Source organism: Bowmanella denitrificans (assembly GCF_002887595.1).
Taxonomy (GTDB): Bacteria; Pseudomonadota; Gammaproteobacteria; order Enterobacterales; family Alteromonadaceae; genus Bowmanella; species Bowmanella denitrificans.
In genome coordinates this window covers 227,856-243,249 of the sequence record NZ_PEBU01000001.1, presented here as the reverse complement: position 1 = coordinate 243,249, position 15,394 = coordinate 227,856, and the positions used below count along the sequence as shown (strand labels likewise).

Here is a 15,394-nt window from a genome sequence, read left to right as displayed (position 1 = left end):
ATCAGTTGGTCTGATTATACCCATGATGCAGATGTTCGCATGGGGAAATGACACAAAGATGTAAGGGGGGAAGCCCCCCTTCAATTACTCAGTCTCAGCCGTTTTCACATGTGTCTCCAGCCACTGGGACTGTTCCCACAACATGTGCAACAAAGACTCTCTGGCCCGGTAGCCGTGCTGTTCATGGGGGAGCATCACCAGGCGTGCATTGCCGCCCAGCCCCTTCAGTGCGGCGAACATTCGCTCTGACTGCATAGGGTAAGTACCTGAATTAGGGTCGTCCTCACCGTGCAACATCAGAATTGGCTCGTTGATTTTTTCAGCATGGAAGAATGGCGACATAGTGCCATACACATCCTGAGCCTCCCAGAAGCTGCGTTCTTCACCCTGGAAACCAAAAGGTGTCAGGCTGCGATTGTAAGCCCCGCTGCGGGCAATGCCGGCCTTAAACAAATCAGAATGGGCCAGCAGATTGGCTACCATAAATGCCCCATAGGAGTGGCCCCCGATGGCAATACGTTGTGGGTCGGCGATGCCTTTGTCTACCAATACCTTTACCGCGGCTTCGGCACTTTGCACCAACTGAGTTCGGAAGCTGTCATTGGGCTCTCCCTCACCTTCGCCTACTATCGCCATGGTGGGGTCGTCAAAGATGGCAAAGCCCTGAGCCAGATGTGGCATTGGGCCCCAATAGCTGACGCGTACAAATTCAAAGGGTGAATCCTTAACCTGGCTGGCGACGTCTTTATCCTTAAATTCCCTGGGGTAGGCCCACATCAGTACAGGTAATGGTCCCTGAGATTTGTCGTAGCCGGGTGGCAGATACAAGGTGCCGTTTAACGCCACGCCGTCGGCACGTTGATATTGAATCCGCTCTTTTGTCACACCCACAAAGGCCGGGCTGGGATGAGGAAAGTGACTGAACTGGGTCAGGCTGTCCTTTTGCAAATGGCGAATAAAGAAATTCGGCTGCTCGGTCTGCGACTCACGCAGGGTCAAAAGCTGGCTGACTTTGTCATCCAGCACCAGCATCACTTGCTCATAATATGGCGCTTCAGACTGCCACAAGCGCTGCTTCTGGTTGGTGGCAAAGTCAAAGCGGTCCAGAAACGGGATGTTACCCTGAGGTGAGGCCCCGCGGCCGGTCAGGTACACCTGGCTGGCGTTTTCCACCTTAATCACCCACTCGCCGTATTGATTTTGCGTGTATACAAAATCGCCGGGATCTTTGTATCTGTCGTTGTAGGAACGCTCTTCAAATAGTACCCAATCTGCTTTGGGATTGGCTGGCTGGAACTTCCAGCTACGCAGCATGCGATCGCTGAAGCGCCATTCACTGACGATTGCCAGCCCCTGGTTACCCCATTGAATGCCAGAGTAACGTCGCTCCAGACGCAGCATCTCAGCAGGTTTGCCATCAAAAGGCGCGGCCAGGCTGTAAAGGGCATCATGGTGGGGAACATCAACACTCATATCACCGCCGTCCAGCGCTTCTGCCCATACCAGGGTGGCGGCGGTATCGCTGCGCCAATGCACACTGCGTGGGCCTTCCCGCACCGAATCAAAGCCCTTGGGAATGGTTTCACCAGAAGGTAATTTGGCGACTTGTTTGACCAGTTTGCCCTGTGCATCCCACACTTCAACCAACTCAGGAAATCTGCTGTAAGGCACCATATAGGAAAAGGGCTTTTGCAGTTGTGTCACCAGCAAAAAACGGCCGTCTGGCGAAGCGTCAAACTCGCTAATCATGCCGGGCTGGCCGAGCATTTGGATGCTGCCGTCAAGTCCAACCCTGGCAAGTTGTGAGCGGGTCAGAAACTCAAACAATGCTTCGTCATAGGGTGATTTCAGCAGGTCCGAATAAGTGCGCACGGCAGCTTTTTTGCCATCGGTGGTTTGAATCACAGGTTTAGTGGCGGTAAGACTTGGTTGTGGGCGCTCATCGGCTTTGGCGACGGTAAGCCGGGTATAAACGCCACTGCTATCCGCTAACCAGCGGTATTTCTTGCCGCGCAGAGAGGCATTAATTAAACGCTGTGAGGCCTGATTCAAACGACGATCGGCCAGATGATAAAACCACAGGCTCAAACCCTGTTCCGTTTCCAGCACAAAGGCCAGTTTCTGAGAATCAGGAGAAAAGCTCACATCCAGAATTTTTCCGGCTGGCAATTTATCCAGTTGGTATTCCTGGCTGCCGTCCAGGCGCTTAAGTTTAATACCCTGGTAACCGGATGCACGGCTTGGGGCAAACAGCGTTGGGTTGATTTTAAGGCCAGCCAGTTTTTCTTCCGGTTGGGCCAGATCGGCCAGTGTTTGGGTACCGGGCCTTTCCAGAAAGGCCAGCCACTGCCTGTCTTTAGAGATGGCCACTCCCGGGCGCTGCGGGGCATCTACCAGGTCAGCCATTATCTTAATCGGGGTCTGATAGCCATCATCCTGTGCTTGGGCGGCCTGGACTGATGCCATTAAACCCAGTGCCAGCAATATGCCGGGCAATATCCTCATTGTCTGTCCTTATTGTTGGTTATTATCCATGTGATGTTATCTCAATTTGCAGCCCTTTTGCGCGACTATTTCGGCCAAAGTAAAGCTGAAAAAGATAATCTGCAGCAAATAAAAAAGCCGCCGCTCCGGGGAAGGAACGCCGGCTTCAGCGACACTATTACAAACTTTCGATGGTCTGCTTTTGTTCAAGCAGTTTGTCGACCTGGGTCTGGAACTCGGCCAGCTTGGCCTGCTCTTTTTCGATTACCGCCGGTGGGGCCTTGCTGACAAAGCTGTCATTGCTCAGTTTGCCCTGGGTGCGGGCCATATCCGCCTGCAGCTTTTCCAGTGCTTTGCCGATGCGGGCCAGCTCGGCGTCTTTGTCAATCAGGCCGGCCATGGGGATCATCACTTCCATTTCGCCAACAATGGCGGTGGCTGATGCAGGGCCTTTGTCACCTTCGGGCAGGACTGTGATGTTTTCCAGGCGCGCCATTTTGCTTAGCAGCAGTTCGGTATCGGCCAGACGGCGTTTGTCTTCGCTACCGGCGTTACGCAGCAACACGGACAACGGCTTGCTGGGGCTGATATCCATTTCACCACGGATATTGCGCACTCCAACAATCACCTGCTTAACCCACTCAATATCTGCCAGCACTTGTTCGTCTACCAGGCTGCTGTTCTGCCCTGGGAAGGCTTGCAGCATAATGCTCGATGGATTAGTAGTCGGACTGAAGTCCGACCTACAGAGTGGTGCTACCCGTTGCCAAATTTCCTCTGTGATAAAGGGCATTATGGGGTGCATTAAGCGCAGCAGGCTTTCCAGCACGTTCACCAGGGTATGACGGGTACCGCGCTTTTGCGCCTCACTGCTGCTGTCGGCATTCAGTACCGGCTTGGACAGCTCCAGATACCAATCGCAGAACTGGTTCCAGGTGAACTCATAAATCGCCTGTGACGCCAGGTCGAAGCGGTAGTCTTTCAGCGCCACTTCAAAGGCGTTCAGGGTTTGCTGGAAGCGCGCCCAGATCCATTTGTCGGCCAGACTCAACTCCAGTTCACCGCCATGGACACCGGTGTCCTGCTCTTCGGTATTCATCAACACAAAGCGCGAGGCATTCCACAGCTTGTTGCAGAAGTTGCGGTAACCTTCCACCCGGCCCATATCAAAGTTGATATCACGGCTGGTGGAGGCCATGGCTGTAAAGGTAAAACGCAGCGCGTCGGTACCATAGGCGGCGATGCCGTCAGGAAACTGTGCTCGGGTGCGTTTGGCAATCTTCTCGGCCAGTTGCGGCTGCATCATGCCGGCGGTACGTTTGGCCACCAGAGATTCCAGGTCGATACCGTCAATCAGGTCGATAGGGTCCAGTACATTACCCTTGGACTTGGACATCTTATTGCCCTGCTCGTCGCGGATAAGGCCGGTGATGTAGATTTCCTTGAACGGGATACGACCGGTGAATTTCTTGGTCATCATAATCATTCTGGCTACCCAGAAGAAGATGATGTCAAAACCGGTTACCAGCACAGAGGAGGGGACAAAGGTCTCCAGTTCCGGAGTCTTGTCTGGCCAGCCCATAGTGGCAAAAGGCCACAAGGCGGAAGAGAACCAGGTGTCCAATACGTCTTCGTCCTGACGCAGGCTAACGTCGTCAGCCAGGCCATGCTTGGCGCGCACTTCGGCTTCGCTGCGACCCACGTAGACATTTTCCTTGTCGTCATACCAGGCAGGAATACGGTGGCCCCACCACAACTGGCGGGATATACACCAATCCTGAATGTTGTACATCCACTGGTAGTAGGTTTTGTTCCAGTTCTCTGGAATAAAGCGGATCTCGCCGGACTCCACCGCATCAATGGCGGGCTTGGCCAGGGACTCTACCGCCACATACCATTGATTGGTCAGGTAAGGCTCAATCACCGCACCGGTGCGATCGCCCCTTGGCACTTTGAGTTTGTGGTCTTCTACTTTTACCAGCAGACCCCGGGCGTCCAGGTCCTGTACCACTTTTTCTCTGGCAACGAAACGATCCAGGCCGCGATAGGCCTCAGGTGCGTTTTCGTTGATTTTGGCGTCACTGGTAAAGATGTTAATCATCTCCAGGTTGTGACGCTTGCCCAATTCATAGTCGTTAAAATCGTGGGCCGGGGTGATCTTCACACAGCCGGTGCCGAATTCCGGATCTACATAGTCATCGGCGACGATTTTAATCAGACGACCAGACAGTGGCAGGCGGATATCTTTGCCGATAAAGGCCTGATAGCGTTCATCGTCCGGGTGCACTGCTACGGCGGTATCGCCCAGCATGGTTTCCGGACGGGTAGTGGCCACCACCAGCTCGCCACTGCCGTCGGCAAGTGGGTAGCGCATATGCCACATATGTCCGGCTTCTTCTTCGTTAACCACTTCCAGGTCTGACACGGCGGTATGCAGCACCGGATCCCAGTTAACCAGGCGTTTGCCGCGATAAATCAGGCCTTCTTCGTGCAGTTGTACAAAGACTTCCTGCACCGCGTTGGACAGATCTTCGTCCATAGTGAAGGCTTCGCGGGTCCAGTCGCATGAAGCACCAATACGGCGCATTTGCGAGGTAATAGTGCCACCGGAATGGGCTTTCCATTCCCAGATTTTTTCAATAAAGGCGTCGCGGCCCAAATCATGGCGGCTCTTGCCCTGGGCGGCCAACTGACGTTCCACTACCATTTGTGTGGCAATGCCAGCGTGATCGGTACCGGTTTGCCACAGGGTGTTATCACCCTTCATGCGATGATAACGGGTCAGGGCATCCATAATGGTTTGCTGGAACCCATGGCCCATATGCAGGCTGCCGGTGACGTTAGGCGGTGGTAACAGAATACAGTAGGGGTCGCCCTTTCCACTGGCCTTGAAATAATCACCTTGCTCCCATTCCTGGTAGCGACTCTGTTCGATATTTTGTGGATTAAAAGTCTTATCCATCTCAGCTCTCATTTAAACTTGAAGCGTTGCGGGTATCCAACTGGTGGCCCTGGGCGCGATATTGCTTGTATCTTTCTCTGGCCTGCGGTTTTTGTTGTTCTTCTACAGGCACAAAATCATAAATCTGTCTGGCACGCTGGTGCTGTGGGGGCAGTTGTTCGGCCAGGTTAATCAGCACCGGACGGGGGCTACTTTGTTGCCCTACCCAACTGATTTCAACCGGTGTGCCCCTGGCCGGCCCCTCGCCACACAGGTTATGTGGAATAAAGGCGTCGCTGGGGCGTTGCCACAACAACTCATCCAATGCTTCGGCGCTTTGTTGATCCTGACACCACAGCAGGCAGGCCTGTTTGTTGCGAAATGCCTGGGCCGCCAATTGACAAGCCAGCGCAAGGGGCGCTGGCTGGTTGTCGAGCTTGTCCTGCTCAAGCAGGTAAAAAATTACCTCTGCCAAGGCATCAGTCTTCCATTTCCACGCCAGCGCGATTCATTAAAAACTGAGTCAGCATAGGCACCGGGCGGCCTGTGGCACCTTTGGTTTTGCCACCACTGGTCCAGGCCGTACCGGCGATATCCATATGTGCCCAGTTGTACTTCTTGGTAAAACGCGACAGGAAGCAGGCTGCGGTAATAGTGCCGGCCGGACGACCACCCAGATTGGTCATATCCGCAAATGGGCTTTCAATCTGTTCCTGATACTCGTCCCATAAGGGGAGACGCCAGGCTCTGTCGCTGCTTTGCTCGGAGGCATTCAGCAGCTCATGGGCCAGTGGGTTGTGGCTGCTCATCACACCGCTGGCATGTTTGCCCAAAGCAATAACGCAGGCCCCGGTCAGGGTTGCCACATCCACCACAGTGTCGGGATTAAAACGTTCGACATAAGTCAGTGCATCGCAAAGTACCAGGCGCCCTTCGGCATCGGTATTCAGTACTTCAACTGTTTGACCGGACATGGTGGTAAGAATATCGCCCGGACGATACGCATTGGCATCTGGCATATTTTCACAACCGGCTAATACGCCAACCACGTTCAGCGACAAACCCAACTGCGCCAGTGACGCCATAGTACCCAGTACAGAGGCGGCGCCACACATATCGTATTTCATTTCATCCATGGCTTCGCCAGGCTTAATGGAAATACCGCCGGAGTCAAAGGTCAGCCCCTTGCCGACCAGCACAATAGGGGCCTGGCCGGGGGTGCCACCCTGATAATGCATCACTGTCATAATGGATTCATTTTCTGAACCGCGGCCTACCGCCAGGTAAGAATGCATGCCCAGTTCATCCATTTGCTGTTCGCCAATGGCTTCAATACTCAGTGAATCGTGCCTTTCAGCCAGTTCCTTGGCTTGTTCCAGCAGGTAAGCCGGGTTACAAATATTCGGTGGCATGTTGGCCACGTCTTTACAGATTTTCACACCGGTAGCCACTGCCAATCCATGCTGAATGGCGCGCTCGCCAACTGTCAGTTCCCGGCGGGTAGGAACATTGAAAACAATCTTGCGCAAGGGGCGACGGGGCTCTTCTTTCTTGGTTTTCAACTGAGTGAAGCTGTACAGGGAGTCCTGGGTGGTTTCCACCGCCTGGCGCACTTTCCAGTATGTGTCACGGCCTTTAACATGCAGTTCTGTCAGAAAACAAACGGCTTCCATTGAGCCGGTTTCATTCAGCGTGCTGATGGTGCGGGCGATTATCTGCTTATACTGGCGTTCATCCAGTTCGCGTTCCTTGCCGCAACCTACCAACAGTACCCGCTCGCTGAGAATGTTGGGGACATGGTGCAGCAACAACATCTGACCGGCTTTGCCTTCCAGATCACCGCGGCGCAGCAGGTTGCTGATGTAACCGCCACTGATTTCATCCAGTTGTTCTGCAACCGAGCTTAAGCGACGCGGCTCAAACACGCCGACCACAATACAAGCGCTGCGCTGTTTTTCAGGGCTGCCACTTTTTACACTAAATTCCATTCTTCACCCCATTAGAACTGGTGTTGAGTCACCTGGTGCGTTAGCCTTTTCGTTGTGGTTTGTGGCCGCCGCAGCAATAACGCGCAGTGGCCAACCTTGTGCGCAAAGGGAATTTTTAATTTATTCCGTTGCCAAACCGTTAAAAAAGGCCGGAATCGCAAATTAAACTTGTGAAAACATTAAGTTTACTTAAAAATTTACAGCATTCCACTAAAAATCCCGCTTTTCTATTGGACAGGACGTGCTGATTTTCCGATATTTGCTCAAAGAAACCTTCAAGTCGCAAGTGGCGGTTTTTCTGGTGCTGATGGCGATTTTTGTTATTCAAAAGTTCGTCCGTGTACTGGCCGAAGCCACCGATGGCGATATCCCTGCCGGTTTGGTACTGGGCTTTTTGGCGCTGAATATGCCGGTGCTGGCTTCGCTGATTCTGCCATTGAGTTTATTCCTGGGCATTATGCTGGCCCATGGCCGTTTCTACGTGGATAACGAAATGGCAGTGATGCGCGCTTGTGGCATCAGTGAATGGTATGTTACCCGGGTTATGTTAGTGCTGGCGGCGCTGGTGGCCGTGGTATCAGGGGCACTAACCCTATGGCTGGCTCCGCTGTCTATGGAAGTAGAGTATCAGTTGGAAGAGCAAATCAGTGCCGAGTCTGGACTAACCAGCCTAATTCCAGGCCGCTTCCAGCAAACTGCTAATCAGAAAGCGGTGATTTTTGTGCATGATATTGGTTCCGGTGACAATCAACTGGAACGCATTTTTCTGGCCCAGCAGGGGGAAGGTCAGGCAGAGTCTGAATTCAGAATTATCTACGCAGATCATGGCTCGGTACAGCAAGCGTCTGACGGTTCAGAAAAACTGGTGCTGCGCGGTGGCGTGCAGTATGAGGGCTCGCGCAGCAAGCTGGATTACCATGTGGTGAAGTTTGACGAGTATCAGGTGCAGATAGCCGAGCGCCCGCCAGAGCACAAAGCCCGCAAATTGGCGGCTTATCCCACCAGCCAACTTTGGGGGGATGAGGAACTGGATGCCATAGCGGAAATGCAGTGGCGCCTGGCCATTCCCTTATCCCTGCCGTTTCTGGTTCTGATCGCGGTGCCTCTTAGTGCGGTGAATCCGCGCCAGGGCCGCTTTGGGCGGATTTTTCCGGCACTATTGTTGTATTTGGGCTATTACCTGCTGCTGATGGCCGGCCGCAAGGTACTGGAAAACGGCAAAGTGCCGCCTGAACTTGGCCTTTGGTGGGTGCATGCGGTGATCCTGCTAATTGGTGTGCTGCTGATTGTCAGAGGTCGAAGTGCTGGTGTGCGTTTGCGGGCCCGGCTCAAAGGTAGTCTGGGGAGTCCGTCATGATTAAAACCCTGGACCTGTATCTGGCCCGTACGCTGCTCAGTACGGTATTTATTACCTTGCTGGTGCTGGTCGGGCTATCCAGCCTGATCAAGTTTGTTGAGCAGCTTAAGTATCTTGACCGCGGTAACTACGACATGATGGTGGCTGGCATTTATGTGTTGCTCAGTATGCCCCGCGAGATAGAACAGTTTTTCCCCATGGCTACCCTGATTGGCGGGCTGATTGGTATGGGTATGCTGGCCAGCAACAGTGAACTGGTGGTGATGCAGGCCGCCGGTATGAGCCGCTGGAATATTATCGCATCGGCGATGAAATCGGCCTTGTTGATGGTGGTGTTTGTAATGGCGCTGGGTGAGTGGGTAGCGCCGGTAACAGAAGCCCATGCCAAGGCTATTCGAACCCAGGCTATCTCGGGAGGCAGCCTGTTTTCATCAGAGCGCTTGGAGTGGGCTAAAGATGGTCGCAACTTTGTCAGCATAGGCGAAGTGGTAAGTAAGGACCAACTACTGGATATCAGAATCTATGAATTTGATGAGCAGTTACACCTTACCCGGATTATTAACGCTGCTCAGGCGAGTTTTATTGGCCAGAGCTGGCGCTTGAATAAAGTGGTCACCACCGATTTCACTGAAAACCTAATTCGCAAGCAGGTGGATAAGCAAGGTAAATGGGAGTCCAGCCTGACCCCGGATAAGCTGGAAGTGGTAAAGATTAAACCCGAAGCACTGTCTGTTCGAGGCTTGATGGATTACGTCAACTATCTGGAAAACAATAGTCAGGATGCCAGTCGTTACCAGTTGGCTTTATGGCGTAAAGCCTTTCAACCCGTCACGGTCGGCGTCATGCTGCTGGTTGCGTTGTCCTTTATTTTTGGGCCGTTGCGCAGTGTGACTATGGGCGCCCGGGTAATTATGGGAGTATTGACCGGCTTTGGTTTCTTTATCGCCAATGAAGTTTTTGGCCCCCTGAGCCTGGTTTACCAGTTACATGCTTCAGTAGGTGCATTGCTTCCCAGCTTTTTGTTTGCCTTGATTGCCGCTCATTTGTTACGTAAGTAGTAGGTGATTGGTCCGACCAGATCTGGTTGGGCCAGTTTATCTCTTGTCCTTGCCCGCCGTTACGGTTTTGACTGAACCACTCTACAGCCCGCTTTTTAATTGAACGTTTAATTAATAAAAACAATTCATTCCAGTTTTTGGCTGCCATAGTCAAAAAACTGTCATGTCGATGACATTTTTCTATCAAATTGGTGACATCAAGTTACTTTTAAATGCTGCCCTTGACCATTTTCTGGTCATTTTTTTATCCATAAAAAGGGCGCATTCATGTTCAACTTAAAAGACCTCTTTAGGCACAGGTCATGGCTGGTGCAAGGCTTACTGACTTGTCTGCTGGTCGGTTTCAGTTCGCTGGCTTTGGCCAAACCCGTTCCCTATCTGCAATCTGCGACACCCAATTCCATCTGGGTTTCCTGGAAAACCACCAGCGGCAGCGATTCCCTGGTAGAGTATGGAGTAACCGCAGAGCAGCTTGAACACAAGGTTAGTGGTAACGTACAAACGCTGGCCAGTGACTATCTGTACCACAGCGTACAGCTGACTGGCTTAAAGGCTGAAACCCGTTATTTCTACCGGGTCACCACTGGCAATCAGCAATCTGCAACATACAGTTTTATGACCCCACCGGTTGCCGGAAAAAACGACGGTAAGCTACGCATACTGGTGATGGGTGATCACCAGATCCGCAATGAAAACCGCTATGCACAACTGGTCAATGCGGCCAAGAATAAGATTGAGGACTTGTATGGCGAGCCCATTGAACAGGCTCTGAACCTGATTCTGAATGACGGTGACCAGGTCGACGTGGGTACCTTGGATCATTATGAGAATCTGCACTTTGCCCAGTCTTCGGCCATTTCCCCCAACGTGCCTATTATGACCACGGTGGGCAATCACGAGTACTACTACGACGGCAATCTGGCGAACTATCAAGCCCACTTTATTTACGACGGCCTGAGTTATCAGGGCATTGCACCTGCCAGTGATGAGAGTTACTACAGTTATCAGGTTGGTCGGGTGCTATTCGTGCACCTGAATAGCATGCGCACCGATGCCACCCAGCAGCAATGGCTGAGTCGGGTGATCGCCGCGGCGGATCAGGATCAACAGGTGGACTGGATCATCAGCATCATCCACCACCCTTACCAGGCGGAACAGTACGTTGGCGACATTTCCAAAACGCTGCGTGATTCCTGGATGGCAATTCTGTCTTCCACCCGTAAGCATGTACTGAATATCGGCGGTCATCACCATTTATACGCCCGTGGCCAAACCCGCGAGTGGCCCACTTACCATATGATTTCAGGGGGAACCGCCTGGGATCAATATTGGGGACAGTCCAGTGAAGTGGACTTTGACGATGTGCAAAAAACCATCGCCAACTGGGCCTGGCAGCTAATAGAGATAGATGTGGCCAGCCGCCAGATGAAGGTGGACACCTATGCTGAAGCCCATCCGATTGTGTATAAAACAGAAGGCTTTCATCTGCATAGCAAGCTGATCGACAGTTTCCAGCGTCGTCTTGACGGTGGACAGCCTAATCAGCCAGCGATTCAGAATGAAATCACTGCGCCGGTTGCCCTTCCTTATGATTTTGTCAGTAGCAGCTTTAGCTCAGCCTATCCGGATGGTTTAAACAGTACCCAATTCCAGATCGCCGACGATGCTGAATTTAAGCAGTTACGGGTGGATCGTATCCGCGATATTGAAAACATCTTCGGTGATACCGGTGCACCCTTATATGAACCCGTGGATTTGCATGCCAATGTGGACATTATGACCTGGCAGGTACCGGCTTATGGCTTGCCTAATGGCCAGTACTTTGTGCGGGTCAGACACCGTGACAGCAACATGGAATGGTCGCCCTGGTCTGATTCTGTCAGCTTTGAAGTACAGGGCAGCAGCAGCGGTGATCCCGCGCTAAAACTGGACAACAACAAATATGCCAGCGGGGCCATGGTGAAGGTTGGTTACAGCGGCGGACGTGGTAACCCTACTGATTGGATTGGCATTTATAAGGCGGGGGACAAACCTCAGTCAGTGCGCGCCACAAAATGGCAATACGTGCCAACACCGGCAGGTGAACTGAGTTTCACCGGCCTGACGGATGGTGAATATTTCGTAGCGTTTTTTGAGAAAGACAGCTACGAGGAAATCGCTCCGCGCCAGCATTTCTATATGGGGCCGCTGGTTAGCCTGAGTATGGAAAAAAGCCACTTCGCCGAGCAGGAACAGGTGAATGTCAATTGGCAGGGCTCAGGCGCTGGTAGCAAAGATTGGATTGGCATCTACCGGGTAGGGCAAACACCCGGCGGTGTTGGCTCCACAAAATGGCAATACACCACCTCCGCAGAAGGCACGGCCACATTCAGTGGCCTGGCCAAAGGGTATTACTTTGCCACTTTTATGATCAATGACGGCTATACCGAGATTGCCGAGCGTATAGCTTTCTCGGTCGGCGCGGAAATTGCCTCGGTGAGCCTGGACAAGCAACGTTTCGAGCAGGGCGAAGCCGTGCAAGTGCATTTTAGTAATGGCCCTGGCATTGCCAAGGACTACATTGGTGTGTTCCGTCAGGGTGCTATCCCCGGCCAGACCGGCAGCGAGCTGGTAACTTACCTGTACTTTGATGGTGCGGTGGCCGGTACGGTTAATTTCGAGCAAGGTTTTGAGCCGGGCCAGTACTTCCTCGCCATGTATACCAATGACTCCTATGACCAGGTATCCAATCGCGCCTGCTTTGTGGTGGGGAATGGCCCCCTTTGCGGTGCAGTGGCCAGCCTCAGTGTTGGGCAGCAGGACTACGAGACTGGCCAGGCAGTGGTATTCAGTTGGAGTGACACTCCGGGTAACAGCAAAGACTGGCTGGGGGTTTACAAAATTGGCCAGGAACCGCAATCCGATTACGCCACAAAATGGCAATACCTGAGCGACAAACAAGGCAGCCTGAGCATCAGCGGGCTGACCGCAGGGGATTACTACGGAGTGGTGCTGCTTAATGATGGCTATCAGGAAGCGACCAGCCGGGTGACCTTTAGCGTCAAAGCCGCTGTTATGGCCGGTGATTTAGACGGCGACGGCCAATTAACCATGCAGGATGCCCAGCAATTACGCGCTGCCTTTGGGCGCTGTGAAGGTGATGAGGGTTACTTGCCTGGTGCAGATCTGCAGGCCGACGGCTGTATCAATTTTGTTGACTACGGAAAATGGCTGGCCTTGTTCCGCCAGCAATAACCTTCTATCTGGCGGCCATTGGGCCGCCACACTTTATTTAAGGAATACAAAATGTTGAAACGCAACAATCTGAAATCTGTACTGCTGGCTCTGGCGGCAATCTGTGGGCTGACGACTGCACCTGCACATGCGGCTTTTTTGAGTCTGGACTTGTCTGACACCGACGCCAAAGTGGGGGATGTGGTGACTCTGGACTTGGTTCTGCATAACCCCTTTGACAGCGTAACGGATGGGCTGCTGTATGGCTTTGGCTTCAGTATGGACTTCGATAACCAGGGCCTGAGTCTGGGCCCGGCCACAATGGGCGCTGACTGGGAAGATGTCTCTGCCCTGTATGCCCAGACCGATTTGGCGGGTCTGTCTATGTTTGGGGTGCCGGATATGGGCCAGACCAGTCTGTTGCTGGCCAGTTTTGAGTTGACGCTGAACAAGGCCGGCAATTTTGTGCTTGATGTGTTTAGTGACAGCAACCTGCCAGGTGAGCAGGGCCTGTTCTACCTGGACCAAAGTGGCGCACCTGTATCATTGCTGCTGGATGCCAGCACCAGCCTGAATGTCAGTGCGGTGTCTGAGCCTGGTGTATTGGCGTTGTTTACTCTGGGCCTGATGCTGGCCGCACGACGCCGTTTTAACTAAGTTCCCAGCGGGCGCTGCGGCGCCCGGATATTGCCGATGAAATATTTATTTAGTGTTGTACTGGCAGTCTTCAGCTTTGTTTGCCACGGCCATCTGAGCGGTTTTACCGACACCGCCATTGAGGTGGCGCAGCCTGGCGTGCGCATTCTATATACCCTGCCTGCAGATAATCTGCTGGAGCTCGACCCGCTAACGGCTGGCAAAGAGCAAGCCGATATTCAGCCTCCTGAATATTATCTGCCCTGGGTGAGCCGTGGTTGGCAGGTCGATGCGCGTATGCGTAATTGCACTCAAGCTCAGGCACTGTCCCGTGAACTGAAAGAGATACAGGCTTATCAGTTTGAACTGATCTTCCTGTGTCCGCAGGGCATGGATGCGCTGGATATCCGCTATTTATTGTTTACCGAACAATGGCGTGGGCACCAGAATTTTACCCGTATCTTTATGGCCGATCAGCAACAGCGCATGCGCTTTGCGTTTGATAAGAGCCAACTGAGTATTCCGGTCAGTGACCTGCTTGATCAGTGGCAAGCCAGTTTGGCTGAAACCTTTTCCGGCCTGGACCCGAATCGCAAATTCAGTCGCCAGGATATGGGCATGGGCGCCGATGGCGGCACAGTAGAAAGTCACAGTCAGTGGCAGGAAGACCCGTATTTTATCTGGATGGGGATGCTGCATATCTGGGAAGGAGCGGACCACTTGCTGTTTATTCTGGCGCTGATGTTAATTCCGGTGACAATCAAGCGTCTGGCCTGGTGGGTGAGCCTGTTTACCCTGGCGCATTCCATTACCCTGGGACTGGCCTACTTCGGACTTTTTAGTGTATCACCCGCAATCACAGAGCCATTGGTGGCGCTGACCGTCGCCGCCATTGGTGTTGAGAGCCTGATACTGCTGCGCCAGGCCAAACCCAACTTACGTTGGCGGGCATGGGTGATCTTTTTGTTCGGACTCATCCATGGTGTCGGCCTGAGTTACCTGCTCAGCGCCACGTCAAATGGTGTGCCGTCATTGGGGCGTTTGCTGTATTTCAATCTTGGCGTAGAGCTTGGGCAACTGGCGGTGTTGTTGCTGCTAGCTGTACCTTTTATGTTATTACGCAGGGGAGGTTATGCCGCCAGAACCTCCATGGCGTTGTCTGTTGCCCTGACGGGTACCGGCTTGATATGGCTGGTGGAACGTACCTTGTTTTAGGTTAATTCCCCTTTGGCTTGGCAGCCTTCAGGCAGTCAAGCCAACTGCTTCGGTCAAAGTACACTTCGTTGCGTTGGATCAGCCCGTCCGTGTTGATCTGAACCAGGCATACGCCTTTAATTTCCAGGAGCTGGTAGCCTACCGGAATGCGTGCCAGCCATTTGTTAACAAAGCCCATTTCCATCGGAATGGCCTCCAGTTGCTGCCAGGTCCATTCCGGATTGCGCGCCAGTAATTTAACAAAGTGCGCCATGATGGCCTCCCGCCCTTTTAAGCCTTGCGGCTCAGCCGGATCCAGATAAAACGCATCGCTGGCGTAAAAGCTGATAAGCAGTTCCGGATGATTGCCGGTCCAGGCAGGTAACCAGCTGGCGGCGAAAATTCTGGCTTCATCTCTTGTCATCGTTTTTCCCTTCCCGACAGATTGCAAAGCTAACAGACACAGGGCAGGCCATATTGGCCCTGACATTAGTTATAGCCTGTGGCTGGCCTGGTACAAGGT

General features: G+C 52.9%; 10 protein-coding genes. 5 read left to right on the top strand and 5 right to left on the bottom strand.

What is annotated here, in order from left to right:
* Window positions 1-84: 84 nt before the first annotated feature.
* The 4 genes from CSR04_RS01170 to pepA form a co-directional block, all read right to left on the bottom strand.
* Entirely contained in the window at window positions 85-2,505 is a 2,421-nt protein-coding gene (locus tag CSR04_RS01170) for a S9 family peptidase (protein ID WP_102794397.1), read from the bottom strand.
* A 157-nt stretch (window positions 2,506-2,662) separates the two neighbouring features.
* A complete protein-coding gene (locus CSR04_RS01165) occupies window positions 2,663-5,446 on the bottom strand; it encodes a valine--tRNA ligase (RefSeq protein WP_102794396.1) in 2,784 nt (927 codons plus the stop codon).
* 1 nt (window position 5,447) lies between these two features.
* Window positions 5,448-5,900, bottom strand: a complete 453-nt coding sequence (locus CSR04_RS01160) for a DNA polymerase III subunit chi (RefSeq protein ID WP_102794395.1) — start codon at window positions 5,898-5,900, stop codon at window positions 5,448-5,450.
* A 4-nt stretch (window positions 5,901-5,904) separates the two neighbouring features.
* Window positions 5,905-7,413 carry a leucyl aminopeptidase gene (pepA, locus tag CSR04_RS01155; RefSeq protein ID WP_102794394.1) on the bottom strand — a complete coding sequence of 503 codons (1,509 nt, stop codon included), beginning with the start codon at window positions 7,411-7,413 and terminating at the stop codon, window positions 5,905-5,907.
* 241 nt (window positions 7,414-7,654) lie between these two features.
* Here pepA and lptF point away from each other — a divergent pair, with 241 nt between their 5' ends.
* The 5 genes from lptF (at window position 7,655) to CSR04_RS01130 (ending at window position 14,892) form a co-directional block, all read left to right on the top strand.
* On the top strand, window positions 7,655-8,770 hold the full coding sequence (lptF, locus tag CSR04_RS01150; RefSeq protein WP_102794393.1) for an LPS export ABC transporter permease LptF: 1,116 nt from the start codon (window positions 7,655-7,657) through the stop codon (window positions 8,768-8,770).
* The gene (gene lptG / locus CSR04_RS01145) at window positions 8,767-9,828 is read left to right on the top strand and encodes an LPS export ABC transporter permease LptG (protein ID WP_102794392.1); all 1,062 of its coding nucleotides are present in this window, start codon (window positions 8,767-8,769) and stop codon (window positions 9,826-9,828) included. Before lptF ends, lptG begins: the two co-directional genes overlap by 4 nt.
* Before the next feature lie 309 nt (window positions 9,829-10,137).
* On the top strand, window positions 10,138-13,062 hold the full coding sequence (locus tag CSR04_RS01140; protein ID WP_216362485.1) for a fibronectin type III domain-containing protein: 2,925 nt from the start codon (window positions 10,138-10,140) through the stop codon (window positions 13,060-13,062).
* A gap of 51 nt (window positions 13,063-13,113) precedes the next feature.
* The gene (locus tag CSR04_RS01135; RefSeq protein ID WP_102794390.1) at window positions 13,114-13,698 is read left to right on the top strand and encodes a hypothetical protein; all 585 of its coding nucleotides are present in this window, start codon (window positions 13,114-13,116) and stop codon (window positions 13,696-13,698) included.
* 36 nt (window positions 13,699-13,734) lie between these two features.
* Complete coding sequence (locus CSR04_RS01130) at window positions 13,735-14,892, top strand: HupE/UreJ family protein (RefSeq protein WP_102794389.1); 1,158 nt, start codon at window positions 13,735-13,737, stop codon at window positions 14,890-14,892.
* 1 nt (window position 14,893) lies between these two features.
* Here the strand turns inward: CSR04_RS01130 and CSR04_RS01125 are convergent, their stop codons facing one another.
* Window positions 14,894-15,295 (bottom strand): nuclear transport factor 2 family protein, encoded by a 402-nt coding sequence (locus CSR04_RS01125; protein ID WP_102794388.1) that lies wholly within the window; start codon window positions 15,293-15,295, stop codon window positions 14,894-14,896.
* Between the last annotated feature and the right edge of the window lie 99 nt (window positions 15,296-15,394).

Coding starts and splice junctions, on each gene's coding strand:
- CSR04_RS01125 (WP_102794388.1), bottom strand. CDS start 15,295: ATGACAAGAGATGAAGCCAGAATTTTCGCCGCCAGCTGGTTACCTGCC.
- CSR04_RS01130 (WP_102794389.1), top strand. CDS start 13,735: ATGAAATATTTATTTAGTGTTGTACTGGCAGTCTTCAGCTTTGTTTGC.
- CSR04_RS01165 (WP_102794396.1), bottom strand. CDS start 5,446: ATGGATAAGACTTTTAATCCACAAAATATCGAACAGAGTCGCTACCAG.
- lptG (WP_102794392.1), top strand. CDS start 8,767: ATGATTAAAACCCTGGACCTGTATCTGGCCCGTACGCTGCTCAGTACG.
- pepA (WP_102794394.1), bottom strand. CDS start 7,413: ATGGAATTTAGTGTAAAAAGTGGCAGCCCTGAAAAACAGCGCAGCGCT.
- CSR04_RS01170 (WP_102794397.1), bottom strand. CDS start 2,505: ATGAGGATATTGCCCGGCATATTGCTGGCACTGGGTTTAATGGCATCA.
- CSR04_RS01135 (WP_102794390.1), top strand. CDS start 13,114: ATGTTGAAACGCAACAATCTGAAATCTGTACTGCTGGCTCTGGCGGCA.